Here is a 19,492-nt window from a genome sequence, read left to right as displayed (position 1 = left end):
AATCAGCACAGCTGTGCAATTTCCCTGCCGATACGCCCGATCCTGTCATGTCGATGTTACGCGCCGGCGCTAGCAAAGCCTTGGACAATCCTGCGGAGGCTGAGCCTCGACACCTGATGGAGACGGTTATGAATAGACGCGAATTTCTGATCACATCGTCAGCTGCAGCCGGTCTGCTGGCTCTTCCGCATTTCGCATCGGCTGCGGCCGGCACGATCGATCTCTACAGCGGTTCGGACGCCAACATCGTCGACCTCTGGAACAACGTCATCCGCCCGGCCTTCGAAAAGGCGCATCCGGGTGTTGCGCTGAAGGTGACCGATGCCGGCGACAATAATGGTCTGCGCGCCATCGCCGACCGTGCGCTCGCCGCACTGAAGACGAAGACCAATCCGCAGGCTGACGTTTTCGAGCAATTCGATCCGCGCCTGCCGTCCGGCGGCATCGATGCCGGGCTCTGGGTCAAATTCTCCGCCGAAAACATCGAAGGCTACGACCATATCAACCCGCTTGCCTTCGATACCCCCTACTCCCTTCCCTATCGCGGTTCGCAGGTGCTTCTCGCCTACGACACGACCAAGCTCGATCCGAAGGATGCGCCAAAGAGCTGGGATCAGCTCACCGCATGGATCAAGGCCAATCCGGGCCAGTTCATCTACAACAGACCCGACAAGGGCGGTTCAGGCGGAAATTTCGTCCGCCGCGCGATCCATGAGGCCAATGGCCGCGATCCGAAGAAGTTCAAGATCGATAATTTCACAGCCGACTTCGCCACTGAGACGCTGACGCCGGCCTGGAAGATCCTCAACGACCTCGCGCCCGCGCTCTACGACAAGGGCGCCTATACATCAGGCAACACCCAGTCGATCCAGCTGCTCGCCCAGGGCGTCGTTACCATGGTGCCGGTCTGGTCGGACCAGGTGCTGCAGGCAATCTCGCAGGGCGTGCTGCCTGATACAACCGGCCACGTGCAGCTTACCGATCTTGCCCTTTGCGGCGGCTTCTCCAGCATCATTGTGTTCTCGAACGGCGCCAACAAGGATGCGGCGTTGAAGCTGGCCGCATTCATGCTGACGAAGGAAATGCAAGAAGCGATCATCACCGAGATCGGCGGCTTCCCCGCCATCTCGTGGGACCACATTTCCGACGACCTCCGCAAGAAATATGCCGACGTCATTCCGTCGACCATCCCGACCTTCCCGGGCGGCGATTGGGAAAAGGCGATCGCCGACGGCTGGTACCGCAATGTCGCTCCGGGCATCAGCCGCACCTGATGTCCACTGACACTGCGCCGGCGGTTCTGCGCCGTCACCCGTTCATCAACAGGGGGAGCTCGATCGGGCTCCTCCTCGTCGCGCTGCCGGTCTTCCTGCTGGCATGGCTGATCGTCTTCCCGATCTTTTCGGCGGTCTTCGGCACGATCTTCGTTCGAGGCCCCGACGGCGCGACGCAGTTTTCGCTTGCCTCCTATCGCTTCTTCTTCACCGACGGCTACAGCCTCGGCAATCTGTGGCTGACGCTCTGGACCACTGCCGTCTGCGGCATTCTGCTTCTGGCGATCGGTCTTCCGATCGCGCTTTACCTCCGGTTCTCGCAAGGACGCCTTGCCGCCTATGTGCAGGCTCTCGCGATCTTCCCGATGTTCGTGCCGTCGATCATTCTGGCCTATGCGCTTATCCGCACCATCGGTCCGAACGGCACCGTCGACCTGCTGCTGAATGCCATCGGCCTGCCCAAGCTGCGTACGCCCTACCTGACGCCGTGGGGGCCGGTCATCGGCCTCGTCTGGGACAATCTTCCCTTGACGGTGCTGATGCTGACATCAGGGCTCTCCTCCGTCTCGAACAGCGCCATCGAAGCCGCCCGCGATGTCGGTGCAAGGCCGCTCCGGGTGTTCATCTCGATCATCCTGCCGCGCATGGGCAATTCCCTGCTGGTGACCGCGTCCTTCGCCGTGCTCGGCATCTTCTCTGCCTTCACCCTGCCCTATGTGCTCGGCTCGGCATCGCCGGAGATGATGGGACCGTTCATGCAGCGCACCTTTGCCGACATGAACGACCCGCTGAACGCCATGACCCAGGCCGTCATCACCTTCGGCTTCTGCCTGATCTTCGGCATCCTCTACATCAGGTCGATCGCCCGCAACCGCGAGGCCCAGCCGTGAGTGCCGGCAGATCGAGCTTCGGCCTGCGCTTCGACTGGATCGGCTTGCTCTTCGCCGGCCTGCTGACGCTGTTCATCGCGCTGCCGCTGATCGTCGTCGGGACATGGGCCTTCACCGAGATCTGGCGTTACCCCTCGGTGATCCCGCAGCAGTTCGGCCTGCGCTTCTGGGGCCAGACGCTGGCGCGTCCGGATGTCTGGGACGCGCTCTTCCTCAGCCTGCGGTTGACGACGACGGTAACCGTTCTTTCCGCCGTCATCTGCCTTCCCGCGGCTTACGCCTTCGCGCGCCTGCGCTTTCCCGGCAGGAACATCCTGTTCCTGTCGTTCCTCTCATCGCATGCCTTTCCGAAATTCGGCCTGCTCGTCGCCATTGCCGGCATCTTCCTGCAGCTCGGCCTGATCAGCACCTTCTGGGGCGTTGTGTTGATCCAGCTTGTCGGCACGCTGATGCTGATGATCTGGATTCCGGTCGCAGCCTTCCAGAATGTCGACCGGCGCATGGAAGAGGCGGCGCGCGATGCGGGTGCCACGCCGCTGCGCGCCTTCTGGTCGATCGCGCTGCCGCAGGCCGCACCGACGATCGCAGCTGCACTGCTTTTGACCTTCGTCGGCACATTCTACGAGACCGAAGGCGCCTGGCTAATCGGCGCGCCTCAAGTCCGCACCATGCCGGTGCTGATGATCAGCTTCATCAACAATCAGATCGTCGTGCAATACGGTGCCGTACTGTCAGTCATGCTGTGGGTGCCGTCCTTCATCGCGTTGATGTTTGCCCGCCGGGTGATCGGCACCGGCGCCTTTGCGAGAGGCTTCGGCGCCTAAGGCATCGCTTATCAGGAAAGGGTTTGAGAATGGCACATCTTTCGATCGAGGGCGTTTCGAAGCTGTTCGGGACCACCTTTGCCGTTCGCGACTTCTCGCTCGAAGTGAGCGATGGCGAGCTCGTCTGCCTGCTCGGCCCATCCGGTTCCGGCAAGTCGACGCTTCTCAGAATGATCGGCGGTTTCGAGCGCCCGAGCGGCGGAACGATCCGCATCGATGCGAAGGATGTGACGGCGCTGCCGCCCGAGCGGCGCCCGACCGGCATGGTGTTTCAGAGCCATGCGCTCTGGACGCACATGGATGTCTTCAACAACATCGCCTTCGGCCTGAAGCTCCGCCGGCTGCCGAAAGCGGAGATTCGCCAGCGTGTCGAGGATGCTCTGGCCCTGGTCGGTCTCGCCGATTACGGACGGCGGATGACGACTCAGCTCTCCGGCGGTCAGCAGCAGCGCGTCGCGCTTGCCCGCTCGCTCGTGCTCGAGCCGAAGATCCTTCTGCTCGACGAGCCCTTCGCCAGCCTTGACCAGCATCTGCGCGAAAGGCTGCGGGAGGAAGTGCGCGATATCCAGCAGCGCCTCGGCATCACCACGCTCTTCGTCACCCATGGCCAGGACGAGGCCTTAGCGCTCGCCGACCGCATCGTCGTCATGCGCGACGGACGCACCGAACAGATCGCGCCGCCAAGCACTATCTACCGGCAGCCGCAGACAGCTTTCGTCGCCGGTTTCATCGGCTCGATGAATTTTGTCCAGAGCCGCGTTAGAAACGGTGTCTGCGAGCATCCGCTGTTCCCGCTTGCGGTTCCCGTCGAGGATGGGCCGGTGACGCTGGCCGCCCGGCCGGAAGCGCTGACGATCCGTTCCTCGGAGCGCGTCGATGCCGCGACAGTCCATCGCATCGTCGATTTCGGCACCCACAAGATGGTCGATGTCGATCTTGCCGACGGCACCCGTCTGAAGGCGATGATGGCCCCGGACGATCGGATCCGGGCCGGGATGAGGGTCGAGCCGTGCTTCTCCCGCTTTTTTATCTTCCGTCACAACGAGCTTGTCCATTCCGAGTTGCAGATCCTGCCGCAGTATGTCGGTGAGTGCATCAAGTCGAATACGTGCCTTTGATTCGGCATGAGCGGCTCTTCAAGCTGGTGACTGCGCCGGCTCGCGCCGTGGATCTGATGCCAGGTCCGGTGTTTCGAACTAAAGTTAAAGTTTATTCTGCGTTTTCCATAGGCTTTTTATGTATCCGTGGTTGTGCGGAGCGCACCGCCATTTTGATTATCTGAAACAATTCAAATAGAAATGCGCGAATCTTACACGAATGCATTCGGACATTTACATATTATAAATGTCTTCATTTAAGAATTGGCCCTATCAAAAGTGATGGTATTTGATGGCTTCCCGCCTGCGATAATTGGCCATTGTGAAACTATGGAGGAATGAATGTTGGGATTTGGCGCAGGCGCCGACGCAAGGGCCGTTCTCGAAGCGATGAGCAAGTCTCAGGCGATCATCGAGTTCAAGCTGGATGGTACAATCATCACCGCGAACGAAAACTTTTGCCGGGCGCTCGGTTATCAGCTTTCCGAAATCGTCGGTCAACATCATCGCCTCTTTGTCGATCCGGCTGAGGCAGCCAGCTCCGACTATAAAGACTTCTGGGCAAAACTAGCGCGCGGCCAGTTCGATCAACGGCAATATAAGCGCATCGGCAAGGGCGGCACGGAGGTCTGGATCGAGGCCTCCTACAACCCGGTCATTCGCGGGGGCAAGCCGTATAAGGTCGTCAAATTCGCGACCGATATCACCGCGCAGAAGCTCAAGGCGGCCGAAGATAGCGGTAAGCTGAACGCCATCTCGCGCGCCCAGGCAGTCATCGAGTTCACTCCGAAAGGCGATATTCTCACCGCAAATGAGAATTTCCTGACGACACTCGGCTACGAGCTGGCGGAAATCCAGGGCAAACATCACTCGATGTTCTGTGAGCCAAGCTATAGCAACAGTGAAGATTATCGTCGGTTCTGGACGAAGCTTGCCGCGGGAGAATTTGTTGCGGATGAGTTCTTGCGCATCGGCAAGGGCGGCAAGAAGGTCCATATCCAGGCATCATACAATCCGATCTTCGACATGAACGGCAAAGTTTTCAAGGTCGTCAAATTTGCGACCGATGTCACCACGCGCGTCGGAAATGTCGACCAGCTCGCGGGAGCGCTAAAGGCTTTGTCGGAGGGCGATCTGATGCAGACCATCGCCATGCCCTTCCTGCCCGCCTTGGAGAAACTGCGCGCCGATTTTAACGACGCTTCATCGAAGCTTCGCGTTACATTGCAGACAATCTCGCAGAACGCTGGCGCCATCGCTGCGGCATCGCAACAAATACAATCCGCCTCGAACGATCTGTCCAAGCGTACCGAGCAGCAGGCTGCTTCCGTCGAGGAGACGGCCGCAGCGCTGGAGGAGATCACAACCACCGTCGCTGATTCCAGTTCCCGCGCCCAAGAAGCAGGGCAGCTTGTTCGCAAGACCAAGGAGAATGCGGAGAATTCCGGCAACATTGTCAGTCAAGCCGTGGACGCGATGGGCAAGATCGAAAAGTCCGCCGGCGAGATCGCCAACATTATCGGCGTGATCGACGAAATCGCCTTCCAGACGAATCTTCTGGCGCTCAATGCCGGTGTTGAAGCGGCCCGGGCCGGCGACGCTGGCAAGGGCTTCGCCGTCGTCGCTCAGGAAGTTCGCGAACTCGCCCAGCGATCGGCCAAGGCAGCAAAGGAGATCAAGGAGCTGATCAACGCCTCGAACGAACACGTCAAAAGCGGTGTCACATTGGTTGGTAACACCGGCAAGGCATTGCAGGAAATCGTGACCCAGGTCGTCCAGGTGAACGGTAATGTCGGCGCCATCGTCGAAGCCTCCAAAGAGCAGGCAACGGGTCTCAAGGAAATCAACACTGCCGTCAATACGATGGACCAGGGCACACAGCAAAATGCCGCCATGGTCGAGGAGACGACGGCCGCGGCGCATAGCCTTGCCAAGGAAGCAGATCAACTCTTCGATCTCCTCGGTCAGTTCAACATCGGGACAGGTGCCGGTGCACCTCGCGCCGTCCCGGTTGCAGCCGACCGGCATTTGCGGGCTATGCCGTCGCCAGCCCGTCAGATGACGGCGAAGGTTGCCCGAGCATTCAGCGGCAATGTGGCGCTCAAAGGCGGCGACAGCTGGGAGGAGTTTTGATGGCGTCGATATCCAAAAATCGCGATGGACGCACGTCTCTCGAAATCATTGCATTCCAATTACATGGTCAGAGCTTCTGTATCGAAACCACCTCCATTCGAGAGATCCGTGGATGGGCAGCTTCGACGCCGATCCCGCACGCGCCGCCGGAAATGGTCGGCATCATTAACTTGCGAGGCGTCGTCATTCCCACCATCGACTTATGTCGCAAGCTGGGGATGCCTTCGTCGGAAGCGACCGAACGCAGCGCAATCGTGGTCGCCGAAGTTCACGGCAAACCGATCGGCCTTATGGTGGATCAGGTCACCGATATGCTTTCGATCAACGCCGATGATCTGCAACAGGCTCCAGAGATTGTCAGTTCGCCGGACCGCTCATACTGTGAAGGAATTATCACTCACCAGTCTGGGATGATTTGCTTCCTGAGCTTGACCCGGATGTTCGCTGACGATGACGAAGCATTGGCTGCTTAGATGCTGATGATTTTAGGCCGGCTCGGCTTAAAATCTGAATCAGCATCTAAATCAAATAAATAGAGCATGATGTCGTGCGAAAACCGCGCGCACTTTTCGGCATCATGCTCGAGTCGTCCGGGTTCAGCGTTGAAATCAAAGGGTACAGCATGATGTCATCCGAAATCCGCCCATAGGCATCGTCCTCTAGTACCGCGCCAACACAGTTGTTGGCGCGGCATTCGCCTATGCGAAACCGGGATAATTGCGCCGGAATGCATCGGTTCACGTCCTGATCTGGAAGCCTTCCAGCAGCCAGGGATGCAGCGCCTTGCTGGCAGCCAGGATGTCGCTCTTTCCGACAACCTTAGCGCCGGAAAAACGGGTGACGATGCCGCCCGCCTCTTCGACCATCAGAGCCGAGGCGCCGAAATCATGGATCGCGAGCCCGTCCTCGAAGAATCCGTCCAGCCGGCCGCAGGCGACATAGGCGATCGACAGGGCCGCCGAGCCGAGGCGGCGCACACCCGCCGTATTCGCCATCAGGCGTTTGATGGCCTCGAAATAGGTCTCTTCCGCAACCGCCGTGACCTGGCCGGGGATCGGCAGCCCGGCGCCGACAAGCACGTTCTCGACGTCGCCGACATCGGCGCAGTGGATACGCTCGCCGTTCAGATAGGCGCCGCCACCGATCTCGGCGCTGAACAGCTCGTCCTGCATGGCGTCATAGACGACGCCCATGACGAGCCTGCCGCTTTCGACGATCGAGATCGTCATGCCAAAATGCGGAACGCCCCAGGCGTAATTGGTCGTGCCGTCGATCGGGTCAATATAGATGATCGGCGTTTCCGGACCCGCCGTGCGGTTGCCGACGGCTTCCTCGCCCTGGATGGCGTAGTCCGGGAAGGCCTTCGTCATCTCGTCGACGATGATCCGCTCGACGGCGAGATCAATTTCGGTCTGATAGTCGCGCGGCGCCTTGGCGAGCATTTCCTGGGATGTGCGCCGCCGCAGCGAGCCGCGGGCGGTTTCGCCGGCCTTCAATACCGCTTCGGCAAGCACAACGAGGCGGGACGAGGCGGTCGGGGAGAGACGCGCGGAAATCGGGGAAGATGTCATGATAAAAGTCCGGATGCTGCTGATATGACGGAGTGAATCGCGAGGAGCCCATCCCTTCGCAGAGGCCGATGATGGTTTTATGAAGCTCGCCCACGCCGAGCGGATGATCTCAGGATCGCTTCAAGCTCGGAAATGGTCGGAAACGCCTTTCTTGTTCCATGTCTTGAGACGGTGATGGCCGCGGCTGCAACTGCGTGTTCGATGGCTAGCCTGTCCAGCCGCTGCCCGCGCAGCGCGCAGGATGCAAGTGCCGCGGCCATGAAGGTATCGCCTGCGCCCGTTGTATCCACAACATCGCAGACCTGGGCGGGCACTTCGATGCTATCGTGCCTGTTCACCAGCGTCGCGCCGTCGCCGCCCAGCGTCAGGACGATTTCACGCAGGCCGCGGCTCAGGAGATATTCGGCAGCGTCCCTACCCGTCGTTCCCGTCAGGGCCTGCGCCTCGCCCTTGTTGAGGAAGGCGATGTCGATCAGATCCCAGAGATCGGAGAAATAGGAGCGCACCGGCGAGGGATTGAAAGCGGTGACCATGCCGATCGCTCTTGCATGCTCGAGAATGTCGCGGGTCGTCCGGTCGGACAGATTGCCCTGCAGCATCATGAAATCGCCGCTACCGGCCGCCGACAGCGTCCGCCTGACATGGGAGAGGGACAGGCTTTGCGCCGATTCCGTCGTCGTGACGATGGCATTCTCGCCGCCCGGCAGCCGGAAGATGATCGAGACGTCGCTCGATGCATTTTCCATTTCGATCAGTTCGCTTTGAAGCGGTTCGTCCGCGAGGTAATGGCGAATGGTATCGGCCCTCGCATCCCTGCCGACCGGCGCCACCAGCGTTGTCGGAACGCCGCAGCGGGCCATGACGACCGCCTGGTTCGTGCCCTTGCCGCCGAGATCGCTCCCCCCGGCATTGCCGAGGATGGAGGCGCCGATGACGGGAAGTTCGGAGACGGCGATGGTTTCGTCGATGGCGACGTTACCGATTATGTAGGCGCGCATGCATCCGCTTTCGCAAGGTGAGGCTTAGAGCGGTTCAGCTTTTCATGAAAGCGCAGAATCGTTCTAACCTTTTGTTTTTACGCAATTCCGGCAAAGCCGCTTCGCACTTTTCCTGGAATTGCTCTAGAGGTAAGGCGCATCGTGAAAATCGATCTCGAGCTGCATCGCCCGGCCGAAGATCGCGCTGAGCCGCGCTTTTTCATTCTCTTCCAGCGTTTCTCCTGTCATGTCGAGTTCATTTTTCAGCCATTGCGCCTGGGCGGCGAAATTCGGATCGACATGCAGGTCGACCCATTCCTTTAGCAGCGGATCGCTGATTGGACGGGTCGCCGCTTCCTTCGACCAGGTCCAATACATCCACTCGGCCGCAAACATGGCCGCGACCGTGTCGAGGAAGTCGCCTTGGCGGGCGATCTCCAACATGCCGGTGCGAAAGGCCTCGACTTCGGCGATGCCGATGTCGAAGGACGAGGGATTGATGCCGCGGCTGGCGAAGGTGCGCTCGAAATAGGCGATTTGCTCGTTGGCGAGCGCATCGAGAACCGCGATCAGCCAACGCTTCTGCGCTATCGTTCCGGCTGTCGCCGCCGCATAGGCGAAGATCGAGATGGCGCTGTCGACGAAGGCGCCTTCATAGACGAGATAACGCTCGAAAGCCGCCTTGCTCAGCCTGTCGTTCTTGACGTCCTCGACGAAGCGGTGGCTGAGCATCGTGCCGAAGACGGCGTTGTTCTCGCGCAGGATGCGGTCTGAAAGGCTTTCTGCCGCCATGCTCAGCCCTCCAGTCCCGGTTCGGCCGCCGCCCGGAAGGCGCGCACCCGCTCGATGTCGACAGGGTTCCACCAGACGCCGCCTTGCTTCAACGAAGAGGCGACAATGACCCCGTTGGTGCGGCTCAGAATATCGACGATATTGTCCTTGTTGACGCCGGAGCCGACGAGCAGCGGCAGGTGCGTCGCCGCACCGATCTCCTCGATCTCCTCCATCGTTGCCGAATTGCCGGTCCGCTGGCCGGTGGCGATGACGCCGTCGGCATCGAAGAAGGCGAGATCGCGCGTCAGTTCCTGGATCGAGCGGTCGGCAACGATGGCGTGGCTGCCATGCTTGACGTGGCTGTCGGCAAAGACCTTGATGTGCTCGGCTCTCAGCAGCGAGCGGTAGCGCATGGCTTCGGCAGCCCTGCCCTCCATGAAGCCTTCATTGGCGACATAGGCATTGGCCCATTGGTTGACGCGGATGAATTGGGCGCCACCGGCCATGGCAATGGCGAAAGCCGGGATAGGCGCGTTGGCCAGCACGTTGACGCCGAGCGGAATGCCGGCGGCACGCGCGATCCGGTCGGTGACGACGGACATGAAACCCGTCGTCTCGGGGCCGATATCCTCGGGCTTCGAGAACGGCACGTCGCCGTGATTTTCGATGATCAGCCCATGCAGTCCGCCTTCCACGCAGGCTTCGGCGTCGCGCATGCAGGCGTCGTAGATCGCATCCATCGCAGCCTCCCGGTAGCGCGGCGCGCCCGGAAAGGCCGGGCAATGGATCATGCCGATCAGAACCTTGTCCCTGCCGAAGATATCCCTGATGGCGTTGGACGGCCTGTCCGAAATTTCCTGCATGTCATTCCCTTTCCAATTCCTGCCCGGCGCTGACATCACGCCTGCTTTTCGGTGAGCCAGCCGAGAATGTTCTTCCAGAGCCGGCCATAACCTTCCCATTCGCAGAAAGCGGGCGAGAGCCAGTGCGGGCCGATATCCGACGTCCAGGCCGCCGTCCGCCCGGTGCCGTGCGTGCCGACGACGAGCAGAGGATGGCCGCCCTGATTCTGAGGCAGGCGCGCAACGATCTCGACATCGGCACGGTCTCGCACTTCGACCTCGTTAACGCCGAGAAGCACCGGCCAGGCGACTTCGAGGCCCCGCATCGTCGGATGCTTCGGCTTTACTACCTCGGCAACGGTTCCTTCGGGAATTTCGACGCGGTCGTCATAAGGCAGGCAGGTGACGGGCAGCGTGTCTTCGACAGGCGTGCGCCGCCAGCGTGCCTTGCCGTCGATGCCCTGGAAGGAGAAGTATCCACCGACCATCAGCAGGCCGCCGCCCTTCTCCACCCACGCCTTCAGAAGCTTCAGCCGGTTCGGCACCGTGCGCGAATGCAGCCACACATCCGGCGGCAGCAGCAGCGAATTGGCGCCGATATCGGAGAGAATGATGGCGTCGTAGGCATCGAGCCCAGCTATATCGAAAGGGAATTTCTCCACTGCCTCATGCGCCGGCATATAGGTGAGCTCGAAGACGCTGCCGGCGAGCGCCTTGACCAGCGGTTCGGCGCCGAGATGAAAGGTGACGCTGCCGAACTGGTCGAAGCCTTTGTAGTGGGTGGCGGAGCTGACCCAACTTTCGCCGACAAGGAGGATTTTCTTGGTCATGGTCTGCGTTTACCTGTGATCGATTGAATGGATGGAGCTAAAGCATGTCGCGCAAAAGTGTGCAGCGGTTTTGCGATAACGACATGCGTAAAACGAAGACCTAAAGCGCGACGCGCTTTAGGTCCCGGCACAAAAGACGCGGCGCGGATTGCTGCGCATCATCTCGTCGAGAACCGTCCTGTCGAGGCCGTGCCGCTGGAGACGGGGAAGGAAGTGGCGAAGGATATAGGCGTAGCCGTTACCGCCGTAATGCGTCAGCATCATTTTCAGAAACACGTCGTGCGACAGAAGAATACGGTCGAGATAACCGGCCTCGACGAGACGGACGATGGCGCGCGCTGCCTCCTCGTCGCTCGGGCACTGCACCTGCTGATCGGCATAGAAGAAATCCATGCCGATCATATCGTATTCGATGAAGGCGCCACGCTCCGCCAACTCGCTCTGATAGGCAATGTCGTCATGCGACGGGTTCATGTGGCAAAGCACGGTGTGGCGGAGATCCGCCCCCTCCTCCGCCACCACGTCGAGCACGCGGTGGCCGAGACGGAGCCAGCCCGGCAGATGCACCATCAGCGGAAGCCCGGTCAGCACCTGTGCGCGTGCCGCACCGCGCAGCGACTTCTCCTCCTCGGCGGTGAAATCCGCGGAGACGCCGATCTCGCCGATCAGGCCGATCCTGACGCCGGTGTCGTCGACGCCGTCCCTCGCCTCGCGGATAATTTCGCGTGCGATGTCATCGACGCTCATTGCCGCGACGCCTTCCGGATGTGAGGAGCCGAGGTAATAACCCGCCCCCATCACGATGTTGAGACCGGATGCTTTTGCGATGCGCTGGAGCGCTTGGGGATCGCGGCCGATGCCCTTGCAGGTCGGCTCCACCACCGTGCGGCCACCTTCTGTTACGAAGTCCTTGAGCTCGGCGATCGCCAGATGTTCGTCGTCGAGCGTGATATTATGCTTGTTGACAAAAGGGTCCTGCCGGAGTTCGCCGAGGATCTCCATGCAGACGAAGCTTTCGGCAAGATATTGCCGCTCCGGCGTCTTCGGCGCATGCCACCAGCAGCGGCAGTCGTTGAGGATATGCTCGTGCATCAGCGTCACGCCGAGCGCGTCCGCCGAAATTGGACCGGTGACCGTCATCACCTTGCCCGACCGGACATGCGCTTCGGACAGGCTTTCTGTTGTCGGCTCGTTCATTGCTTCATCCTTTCCTGCCCAGCCGGAAATGGAAATTGGCCGTGAAGATGCGCGTGTTCAGCCAGATGGCGACGAGGATGATGGCGCCGGTGACGATCTGGGTGAAGAAAGGCGATATGTGCATCAGGATCAGGCCGTTGCCGATGACGGCGATCGTCAGCGTGCCGAGCACGGTGCCGAGGATGGTGCCGCGTCCGCCCATCAGCGACGTTCCGCCGAGCACCACGGCCGCAATCACCTGCAGCTCGAAACCGACGGCGGCATTGGAAGAGCCGGAGCCGAGACGAGCGGCGATCAGCAGGCCGGCGACGGCGCAGGCGATGCCGGAGATGATATAGACTGAGGCGATGATCCATTTGGCCGGCATGCCGACACGCCGCGCGGCTTCCGCATTGGAGCCGACCGCCACGACCTGCCGGCCATATTTGGTCGCGGTGATGACGACGTAGCCGAGAATGGCGATGGCGATGGCGATGACCGCCGGGATCGGGAAGCTCAGAATTTCGCCCCGGCCGAGCGCGAAGAAGCCCGGCGCATCCTTGATCGGAATGGAATAGCCCTGGGTCAGATAGAGCGCCAGACCGCGCAGGATTGAGAGGCCGGCAAGCGTGACGATGAAGGCCGGGATGCCCTGATAGGCGGTAAACCAGCCCTGGACCAGCCCCATGAAGCCGCCGAGCACGATCATGCCGATGACGACCGACGGCCAGGGAATACCCATCGCCATGACGATCGCCGCGACTGCATTGACGAGGGCGACCTGCGAGCCGACCGACAGATCGATGCCGCCGGTGATGATGACGAAGGTCATGGCGATGGCGACAATCAGGATGGGGGCTGCCTGGCGCACGATGTTCAGGATGTTGCCGAGCGTGAAGAAGGTTTCGCTGCCGATCGAGAAGAAGATCATGCAGGCCAGGAAGAAGATGGCGATCGACAGGACCTGTGCGTGTTCACCGAAGAAATCGGCGACGCGCGAGCCGTGGCCGCGTTCCGTATAAGCCGTCATTGTCTGGCTCCTTCACCGACGATCAGCCTGACGAGATCCTCGAGGTTGGTGCTGCCGATCTGCCGTTCGGCCACCTTCGTGCCCTCATACATCACCGCGATACGGTCGCAGACCCGGAAGAGGTCCTGCAGCCGGTGGGTAATGAGGATCACCGAAACCCCATTTGCCTTGACGCGGTTGATCAGGGCCAGAACCGCCTCGACCTCGGCCACGGCAAGCGCCGACGTCGGCTCGTCCATGATCAGCACCTTCGGCTTGAAGGAGGCAGCGCGTGCAATGGCGATCGCCTGACGCTGCCCGCCGGAGAGCTGGGCGACCTTGCCGGTCAGCCTCGGGATGCGGATCTCAAGCGAATCCAGCATCTTGCGGGCCTCGGACAGCATCGTCCTGGTGTCGAGAAACGGCCCGCGGCTGAGTTCGCGGCCGAGGAAGAGATTGCCGACGACATCGATATGATCGCAGAGGCTGAGGTCCTGGAACACCATTTCGATGTTACGCCCACGCGCATCCGCGGGGCCGGAGAAGCGAACCTCTTCGCCCTCCATGGTGATCGTGCCGGCATCCGGAATGTAGGTTCCCGAGATGATTTTCGTCAGCGTCGATTTGCCGGCGGCGTTGTCGCCGACGAGCCCCAGGCATTCGCCAGGGAAGATGTCGAGATCGACGCCGCGCAGGGCCTGGTGCGAGCCGAACGACTTGCGGATACCGCGCAGCGAGATGCGCGGGTCGGATCGGGTGCCGCCGGATGTTCCGGTTCCGGAGGATGCGACCCCTCCGGAACCGGCGGCAGCGATGTCGCGCTGTCCGCTCGCGATCATTTGAAGACAGCCCGGTACGGCTCGACATTCTCCTTAGTCACGATGGTGATCGGCACCGAGATCGTCTTGGTGACGGCTTCGCCGGCCGAGGCCTTGACCAGCGCGTCGACGGCGGCGGCGCCCATTGCGGCGGGATCCTGCTGGACGACGGCGACGACGAAGCCGGCATCGATGCCGGCAATGGCTTCGGCCGTCAGATCCCAGCCGAACACCTTGATCTTATCCTGCTTGCCCTGGCTCTGGACGGCGGCGATCGCCCCCATCAGGGCCGGCTCGCCGGTGGCGTAGATCGCGGTCAGATCAGGATTGGCGGTGATCAGGTTTTCAGCCGCCGCAAGAGCGTTGTCCTGGATGTTCTGCCCGTCGACGACGCCGGCCATTTCAATGCCGTCGACGCCTTTCAGGGTCTTCTCGAAGCCATCCTGGCGGATGTTCTGGATGAACGAGTTGAGTGCGCCGACAACGCCGAGCTTGGCCTTGCCGCCCATGTTCGCCTTGACGTAGTCGAGGAAGTATTTGCCCATATCGGCGCCGGCCGCGGCATTGTCCACGCCAATCTGCGCCTTCTGCGGACCGTCCGGCAGGATGGCGTCGATGGCGACGACGGGAATGCCGGCATCGGCCGCCTGCTTGACCGCCGGCATGATGCCGTTGACGTCGATTGCCACGACGGCAAGGCCGGAGACCTTTTCCTGGACGTAGGTTTCGATCGCGCTGTTTTGCGCCGTCGTCTCGTTGTTGGCGTTGAAGATCACCAGCTTGACGCCGGCGGCATCGGCCGCCTTCTGGGCGCCCTCATTCATCTGATTGAAAAAAAGCGCCTGCTGGTTGATCTGCACCAGTGCGACCGTCTTCTTTTCCTGTGCCGCAGCGCTGGCCAGGCCGATGAAGGTCAATGCCGTGAAGCCGGCGGCTGCGATCATCGTTCGTCTTGTCAAATTCAGTGTCATGTTCTCATCCTCTTTTGGTTTTTTGACGTTGCTGATTGTTATTTCGCAGGCGGCGCAACGGAGTTCCGCACCACGATTTCGACGGGCACCAGTTCCTCCGAAGCGGATGGTTTCCACTCGTGCCAATTGGTTTCCAGAAGCAGCTCCAACGATCGCCTTCCGATCTGGCGCACCGGCTGACGGATGGCCGTCAGCGGCGGTGCAAAAAGATGAAGCGGACCGACGTCGTCGAAGCCGATGACCGAGATGTCATCAGGAATCGAGACGCCTCGGCTTCTGAAGACCTCGACCAGCCCGATGGCGATCTCGTCGGAGCTGGCGAAGATCGCCGTCGCCTTTCGGTCCCCGGAGAGATAGTCGAGTGCCGCCGCGCGGCCGTATTCGATCGTGTATTCGCCGGCATAACGATCGGCCCGGGCTTCGTCGCCATATTGTTCTCTGAGCGCCTTCAGCAGGCCGTCATAACGCCTGCGGGCGCTGATCATGCGCTCGTCGCCGCCGATGAAGAGGACATGGCGATGGCCTTGCTCGGCCAGATGCTGGCCGGCGAGATAACCGCCCTGCTCATTGTCGCAGAACAGCTTCGGCGCCTTCGAATCGGGAATGTCCTCGTCGACGATGATGACCTTGCCGGTGCCGTTGATCAGCGCGGCAAGCGCGCCATCATCGGGGTGGTTGGTGACGAAGATCAGGCCGTCGACGTGATTGCGTTCGATCAGCTGCAGATATTCGATCTCGCGCCCCGGCCGGTTGAGCGTCGCGTGCAATGAGACCGCGAGCTTCTTTTCATCGGCCGCCTGTTCGACGGCGGCGACCAGGGTCGCGAAGAAGGGATTGGCGATATCGGGCACGACGAGGCCGATCGTGTCCGAGCGCCCCCTGCTTAACCGGCGGGCATGCGGGTTCGGCCGGTAGTTCAGCGTCTTGATCGCATCCTCGATGCGCTTCTTGGTCTGAAAGGGAAGGTCGAGGCTTCCGTTGACGAAACGAGACACTGTCGTGACCGACACCCCGGCAGCCGCCGCAACATCCTTCAAGCTTGGTGTCGTTCCCTTGGCCATTGACTGGACCTGTTGTAAAGCGGTTTAGTAAAGCGCTTTACAAGACAATATCGATTGCTCGCCATTGTCAACATCGATGAATGTGCAGGATCTGTTTTTCTTGCGAGCCGATCGAAGCTCGACCGGGAGGCCGCCAGCCGATCCTCGGCTCGAGCGCAGCCAGTCGCCGGTGATGGCTTCGAGATCTGGCTCGACGGCGTCACTGCGTTCGATTTATGACATTGCCAAGCCGGCGCGCTGGTGTCGTTAGATGACGTGGTCCGTCGACGCGTCGAAGAGATGGATCTGGTCCGGATCGACCGAAAGTCCGATCATCTCTCCCGCCTTGACCCTGTCGCGGCGCGTCTCGACGATCGTCAATTCCGGCTGGGTCTCCGCGACGATGAAAGTCGACGAGCCGGTCGATTCGACGAAGGCGATCGGCACGTCGAAGCTGCCATGCCCGGGCTCGACGACGCCGATATGTTCCGGCCGGATGCCGGCGATGAGCTTACGCCCAGGCTCGATGGTGCGGTTGATTGCAAGCGTCTGCTTCACCGCGCCGAAATCCAGGATAAGGCTCTTGCTGTCTTCCGCGGCAATCGCGGGAATGAAATTCATCGCTGGCGAACCGATGAAACCGGCGACGAACCGGTTCGCCGGCCGGTCATAGAGATCAAGCGGCGCGCCTTGCTGTTCGATGATGCCGTCGCGCATCACCACCACATGGTCGGCCATCGTCATCGCTTCGATCTGGTCATGGGTAACATACACCGAGGTGGCGCCCAGCCGGTCGTGCAGGGCGCGGATTTCCTTGCGCATCGAGACGCGTAGCGCTGCATCAAGATTGGAAAGCGGCTCGTCGAACAGGAAGGCCTGGGGGTTGCGGATAATGGCGCGGCCCATGGCTACACGCTGCCGTTGGCCTCCCGAAAGCTGGCGCGGATAACGGTCGAGCAGCCGGGAAAGACCGGTGATGACCGCGACTTCCTCGGCTTTCCGCTTTGCCTCAGCCTTGGGGACGCCGTGCATTTTCAGCGAATAGGTCAGGTTCTGTTCCACCGTCATATGCGGATACAGCGCGTAACTCTGAAAAACCATGGCGATATTGCGCTCCCGCGGCGGGACGTCGTTCATCACCTCGCCGGCAATCTTCAGCGTGCCGCCGGTAATTTTTTCCAGCCCGGCAAGCGAGCGGAGCAACGTGGACTTGCCGCATCCGGACGGGCCGACCAGCGCGACGAACGTGCCCTTGGGAATTGAAAGGTTGACATTCTTAAGCGCATGAAAGGCGCCGTAGTGCTTCTCGATGCCCGAGAGTTCGATCTGGATGTCCTGGCTCATGCCGAAAACCTTGCTGGTCCCCAAGTGGGGCCGATGAGATGGCCAAGGGTGAAAAACGTTGTCATTTGACTGCTCCGGCGGCGATGCCGCGCGTTAACGTGCGCTGGAAGATCAAGAAGAAGATCACGGTTGGTATGATACCCAGGAAAGCCGCCGAGGCCTGCAGCACCGGGTCCGACATATTCTGACCGCGGGTGAGGCCCATGGCGACCGAGACCGTCTGGTTGTTGTTGGACACCAGCATGACGAGCGGGATCAAGAATTCGTTCCAAGTCCAGATGAAAAAGAAGGTGCCCAGGACCATGAGCGTCGGCCGCAGTACTGGGACGATGACGAACCACAGCGTTTTCCAGTGGGTCGAACCATCCATCTCGGCCGCTTCGAGGATTTCCTTGGGAAAGGTACTCAGCACGGTCGAGAGCAGGTAAGTCCCGAACGCGCTTTGCAGGACCGCGAAAATAATGATCACGGAAAGCTGCGTATCGTAGAGACCGCTCGCTTTCGCCATGTAGTAAAGTGGGTAGATGATAGATTCCTGCGGCACCATAATGCCCAGAAGAAAGACCACCAAAATCACGCGCGAACCCGGCACCTTGCCGACCCCAATCGCATAGGCGTTGAACAGGCTTATCAGTACCCCTAACACCGACACAGCGAGACTGATCACCACGCTATTGAGCAGCTTGCGGCTGAAATCAGACACGGTCCAGAATTTCTCGATCGCCGTGAGATCGATCGACCGGGGAATCGAAAGCGGTCCGCCTACCGCGTATTCGGCACTCGCCTTGACGGCGTTGAGCAGAGCAAGGAAAAAGGGAAAGAGCGTAAAGGCGAGGAGTAGAATAAGGATGGCCAGCACCACCCACCGCATGGGATCGCGTCGCGCGCGATCGGCTGCCACTGCCTTTGCCTTGGTCGTATCATCGCTGAGAACTGAGTAAGCCATGATCTACTCCTTCGACTCCTGCTGGCTCTGGAAGCGTAGGAAAATGACAGCCAAAGCGATCGTCAGAGTCGTTTGCACGACCGCGATGGCTGCGGCATAGCCGACGCGCTGTGTTGTGAAGAAGTGGTAGTAAGTCAGATAGGATGGCACGAGGGTGGCATTATCGGGGCCGCCGGCGGTGATGACAAAGATTGGCGCAAAGACTTTAAGCGCTGCGATCAGCGTGGTCAGCACAACGACGAAAATCTCCGGCGCCAGAAGTGGAATAGTGATCGTCACCAGCCGGCTCCACCAGTTTGCCCCATCGAGCTCGGCAGCCTCGTAGAGCGAAGGGTCGATGCGCGAAAGACCGGCCATGAAAACCACCAGACAGTAGCCGAGCTGTATCCAGACAATAACGAGCGAGACGGCAGCAAGTGCGTATGTCGCATCGCCGATCCAGTTCTGAGCGAGATTATCAAGGCCGATGGCCTTTAGCGTAATGTTGATGACACCGACGGGATTGAGGATCCAGCCCCAGAGGACGCCCGCGACCGTTACGGGCAGAATCTGCGGTAGGTAAAAGCCGGCCCTGAAAAAGCTCGAGACCCATTCACCGAATTGGTCCCTGACATAGTCGAATAGCAGAGCGGCCAGGACCAGGCCGATGCACACCGGTATCACGGTCATCGAAACGATGAACAGCAGCGTGTGATACATCGATCCCCAAAATTGATCATCCGTCAGCAAGCGATGATAGTTCTGCAGGCCGACTGGTCGTGGCGTGCCGACGCCTTTCCATGCCGTGAAGCTCAGCCCGAGATTCGCAAGTTGCGGTATGAGTACGATCAGAATGAAGCCGATCGTCCCCGGAATGAGATAGAGGCTATAGCTTCGTGAACCGTCGCTCGATCGCTGGCTGGATATGGCCATATCATTCATCCTTCAGCCTCGCCCGCTGGGTCGCGCCTTAGGCGCAGCCCAGCGTTCAAGGTCG

The 19,492-nt window shown here is 60.5% G+C and carries 19 protein-coding genes; 6 read left to right on the top strand and 13 right to left on the bottom strand.

Translation table 11 applies throughout. From position 1 onward, the window contains the following. Positions 1-128 precede the first annotated feature (128 nt). The 6 genes from N2600_RS33885 (at position 129) to N2600_RS33860 (ending at position 6,691) form a co-directional block, all read left to right on the top strand. Entirely contained in the window at positions 129-1,274 is a 1,146-nt protein-coding gene (locus tag N2600_RS33885) for an extracellular solute-binding protein (protein ID WP_260299842.1), read from the top strand. Further along, on the top strand, positions 1,274-2,164 hold the full coding sequence (locus N2600_RS33880; protein ID WP_260299841.1) for an ABC transporter permease: 891 nt from the start codon (positions 1,274-1,276) through the stop codon (positions 2,162-2,164). The genes N2600_RS33885 and N2600_RS33880 overlap by 1 nt, the downstream gene beginning before the upstream one ends. Then, positions 2,161-2,988, top strand: a complete 828-nt coding sequence (locus N2600_RS33875) for an ABC transporter permease (protein WP_260299840.1) — start codon at positions 2,161-2,163, stop codon at positions 2,986-2,988. Before N2600_RS33880 ends, N2600_RS33875 begins: the two co-directional genes overlap by 4 nt. 29 nt (positions 2,989-3,017) lie before the next feature. Then, entirely contained in the window at positions 3,018-4,106 is a 1,089-nt protein-coding gene (locus N2600_RS33870; RefSeq protein ID WP_260299839.1) for an ABC transporter ATP-binding protein, read from the top strand. A gap of 321 nt (positions 4,107-4,427) precedes the next feature. After that, on the top strand, positions 4,428-6,218 hold the full coding sequence (locus N2600_RS33865) for a methyl-accepting chemotaxis protein (RefSeq protein WP_260299838.1): 1,791 nt from the start codon (positions 4,428-4,430) through the stop codon (positions 6,216-6,218). After that, complete coding sequence (locus N2600_RS33860; RefSeq protein ID WP_017969197.1) at positions 6,218-6,691, top strand: chemotaxis protein CheW; 474 nt, start codon at positions 6,218-6,220, stop codon at positions 6,689-6,691. The genes N2600_RS33865 and N2600_RS33860 overlap by 1 nt, the downstream gene beginning before the upstream one ends. Positions 6,692-6,955: 264 nt before the next feature. Here the strand turns inward: N2600_RS33860 and N2600_RS33855 are convergent, their stop codons facing one another. From N2600_RS33855 to N2600_RS33795, 13 genes are all read right to left on the bottom strand, one after another. Further along, positions 6,956-7,789, bottom strand: coding sequence for an inositol monophosphatase family protein (locus N2600_RS33855; protein ID WP_260299837.1), 834 nt, complete (start codon positions 7,787-7,789; stop codon positions 6,956-6,958). Between the two features lie 77 nt (positions 7,790-7,866). Further along, positions 7,867-8,787 carry a ribokinase gene (locus N2600_RS33850; protein ID WP_260299836.1) on the bottom strand — a complete coding sequence of 307 codons (921 nt, stop codon included), beginning with the start codon at positions 8,785-8,787 and terminating at the stop codon, positions 7,867-7,869. Positions 8,788-8,910: 123 nt separating this feature from the next. Then, positions 8,911-9,558, bottom strand: a complete 648-nt coding sequence (locus N2600_RS33845; protein ID WP_260299835.1) for a TenA family protein — start codon at positions 9,556-9,558, stop codon at positions 8,911-8,913. A 2-nt stretch (positions 9,559-9,560) separates the two neighbouring features. Further along, positions 9,561-10,403 (bottom strand): BtpA/SgcQ family protein, encoded by an 843-nt coding sequence (locus tag N2600_RS33840; protein WP_260299834.1) that lies wholly within the window; start codon positions 10,401-10,403, stop codon positions 9,561-9,563. A gap of 35 nt (positions 10,404-10,438) precedes the next feature. Further along, positions 10,439-11,212 (bottom strand): glutamine amidotransferase, encoded by a 774-nt coding sequence (locus N2600_RS33835; protein ID WP_260299833.1) that lies wholly within the window; start codon positions 11,210-11,212, stop codon positions 10,439-10,441. Between the two features lie 117 nt (positions 11,213-11,329). Then, entirely contained in the window at positions 11,330-12,409 is a 1,080-nt protein-coding gene (locus tag N2600_RS33830) for a phosphotriesterase family protein (protein WP_260299832.1), read from the bottom strand. Positions 12,410-12,413: 4 nt separating this feature from the next. Next, the gene (locus tag N2600_RS33825) at positions 12,414-13,418 is read right to left on the bottom strand and encodes an ABC transporter permease (protein ID WP_260299831.1); all 1,005 of its coding nucleotides are present in this window, start codon (positions 13,416-13,418) and stop codon (positions 12,414-12,416) included. Continuing rightward, the gene (locus tag N2600_RS33820) at positions 13,415-14,236 is read right to left on the bottom strand and encodes an ATP-binding cassette domain-containing protein (protein ID WP_260299830.1); all 822 of its coding nucleotides are present in this window, start codon (positions 14,234-14,236) and stop codon (positions 13,415-13,417) included. Before N2600_RS33820 ends, N2600_RS33825 begins: the two co-directional genes overlap by 4 nt. Beyond that, the gene (locus tag N2600_RS33815) at positions 14,233-15,186 is read right to left on the bottom strand and encodes an ABC transporter substrate-binding protein (protein ID WP_260299829.1); all 954 of its coding nucleotides are present in this window, start codon (positions 15,184-15,186) and stop codon (positions 14,233-14,235) included. Before N2600_RS33815 ends, N2600_RS33820 begins: the two co-directional genes overlap by 4 nt. A gap of 38 nt (positions 15,187-15,224) precedes the next feature. Continuing rightward, on the bottom strand, positions 15,225-16,247 hold the full coding sequence (locus N2600_RS33810) for a LacI family DNA-binding transcriptional regulator (RefSeq protein WP_260299828.1): 1,023 nt from the start codon (positions 16,245-16,247) through the stop codon (positions 15,225-15,227). A gap of 246 nt (positions 16,248-16,493) precedes the next feature. Further along, the gene (locus N2600_RS33805; RefSeq protein ID WP_170278413.1) at positions 16,494-17,570 is read right to left on the bottom strand and encodes an ABC transporter ATP-binding protein; all 1,077 of its coding nucleotides are present in this window, start codon (positions 17,568-17,570) and stop codon (positions 16,494-16,496) included. Positions 17,571-17,631: 61 nt separating this feature from the next. After that, positions 17,632-18,516, bottom strand: a complete 885-nt coding sequence (locus N2600_RS33800) for a carbohydrate ABC transporter permease (RefSeq protein ID WP_260299827.1) — start codon at positions 18,514-18,516, stop codon at positions 17,632-17,634. Between the two features lie 3 nt (positions 18,517-18,519). Then, positions 18,520-19,428: a carbohydrate ABC transporter permease gene (locus tag N2600_RS33795; protein ID WP_260299826.1), complete on the bottom strand. Its 909-nt coding sequence runs from the start codon at positions 19,426-19,428 to the stop codon at positions 18,520-18,522. Positions 19,429-19,492: the final 64 nt, after the last annotated feature.

This window comes from Rhizobium sp. WSM1274 (assembly GCF_025200775.1).
GTDB lineage: Bacteria > Pseudomonadota > Alphaproteobacteria > Rhizobiales > Rhizobiaceae > Rhizobium > Rhizobium leguminosarum_I.
This window is presented reverse-complemented; position numbering and strand designations above follow the sequence as displayed.

Excerpts from the sequence above, each read along its gene's own strand:
- N2600_RS33825 (WP_260299831.1), bottom strand. The coding sequence starts at position 13,418 with ATGACGGCTTATACGGAACGCGGCCACGGCTCGCGCGTCGCCGATTTC.
- N2600_RS33805 (WP_170278413.1), bottom strand. The coding sequence starts at position 17,570 with ATGAGCCAGGACATCCAGATCGAACTCTCGGGCATCGAGAAGCACTAC.
- N2600_RS33830 (WP_260299832.1), bottom strand. The coding sequence starts at position 12,409 with ATGAACGAGCCGACAACAGAAAGCCTGTCCGAAGCGCATGTCCGGTCG.
- N2600_RS33880 (WP_260299841.1), top strand. The coding sequence starts at position 1,274 with ATGTCCACTGACACTGCGCCGGCGGTTCTGCGCCGTCACCCGTTCATC.
- N2600_RS33815 (WP_260299829.1), bottom strand. The coding sequence starts at position 15,186 with ATGACACTGAATTTGACAAGACGAACGATGATCGCAGCCGCCGGCTTC.
- N2600_RS33840 (WP_260299834.1), bottom strand. The coding sequence starts at position 10,403 with ATGCAGGAAATTTCGGACAGGCCGTCCAACGCCATCAGGGATATCTTC.
- N2600_RS33870 (WP_260299839.1), top strand. The coding sequence starts at position 3,018 with ATGGCACATCTTTCGATCGAGGGCGTTTCGAAGCTGTTCGGGACCACC.
- N2600_RS33810 (WP_260299828.1), bottom strand. The coding sequence starts at position 16,247 with ATGGCCAAGGGAACGACACCAAGCTTGAAGGATGTTGCGGCGGCTGCC.
- N2600_RS33865 (WP_260299838.1), top strand. The coding sequence starts at position 4,428 with ATGTTGGGATTTGGCGCAGGCGCCGACGCAAGGGCCGTTCTCGAAGCG.
- N2600_RS33885 (WP_260299842.1), top strand. The coding sequence starts at position 129 with ATGAATAGACGCGAATTTCTGATCACATCGTCAGCTGCAGCCGGTCTG.
- N2600_RS33795 (WP_260299826.1), bottom strand. The coding sequence starts at position 19,428 with ATGGCCATATCCAGCCAGCGATCGAGCGACGGTTCACGAAGCTATAGC.
- N2600_RS33835 (WP_260299833.1), bottom strand. The coding sequence starts at position 11,212 with ATGACCAAGAAAATCCTCCTTGTCGGCGAAAGTTGGGTCAGCTCCGCC.
- N2600_RS33855 (WP_260299837.1), bottom strand. The coding sequence starts at position 7,789 with ATGACATCTTCCCCGATTTCCGCGCGTCTCTCCCCGACCGCCTCGTCC.
- N2600_RS33850 (WP_260299836.1), bottom strand. The coding sequence starts at position 8,787 with ATGCGCGCCTACATAATCGGTAACGTCGCCATCGACGAAACCATCGCC.
- N2600_RS33860 (WP_017969197.1), top strand. The coding sequence starts at position 6,218 with ATGGCGTCGATATCCAAAAATCGCGATGGACGCACGTCTCTCGAAATC.
- N2600_RS33820 (WP_260299830.1), bottom strand. The coding sequence starts at position 14,236 with ATGATCGCGAGCGGACAGCGCGACATCGCTGCCGCCGGTTCCGGAGGG.
- N2600_RS33845 (WP_260299835.1), bottom strand. The coding sequence starts at position 9,558 with ATGGCGGCAGAAAGCCTTTCAGACCGCATCCTGCGCGAGAACAACGCC.
- N2600_RS33800 (WP_260299827.1), bottom strand. The coding sequence starts at position 18,516 with ATGGCTTACTCAGTTCTCAGCGATGATACGACCAAGGCAAAGGCAGTG.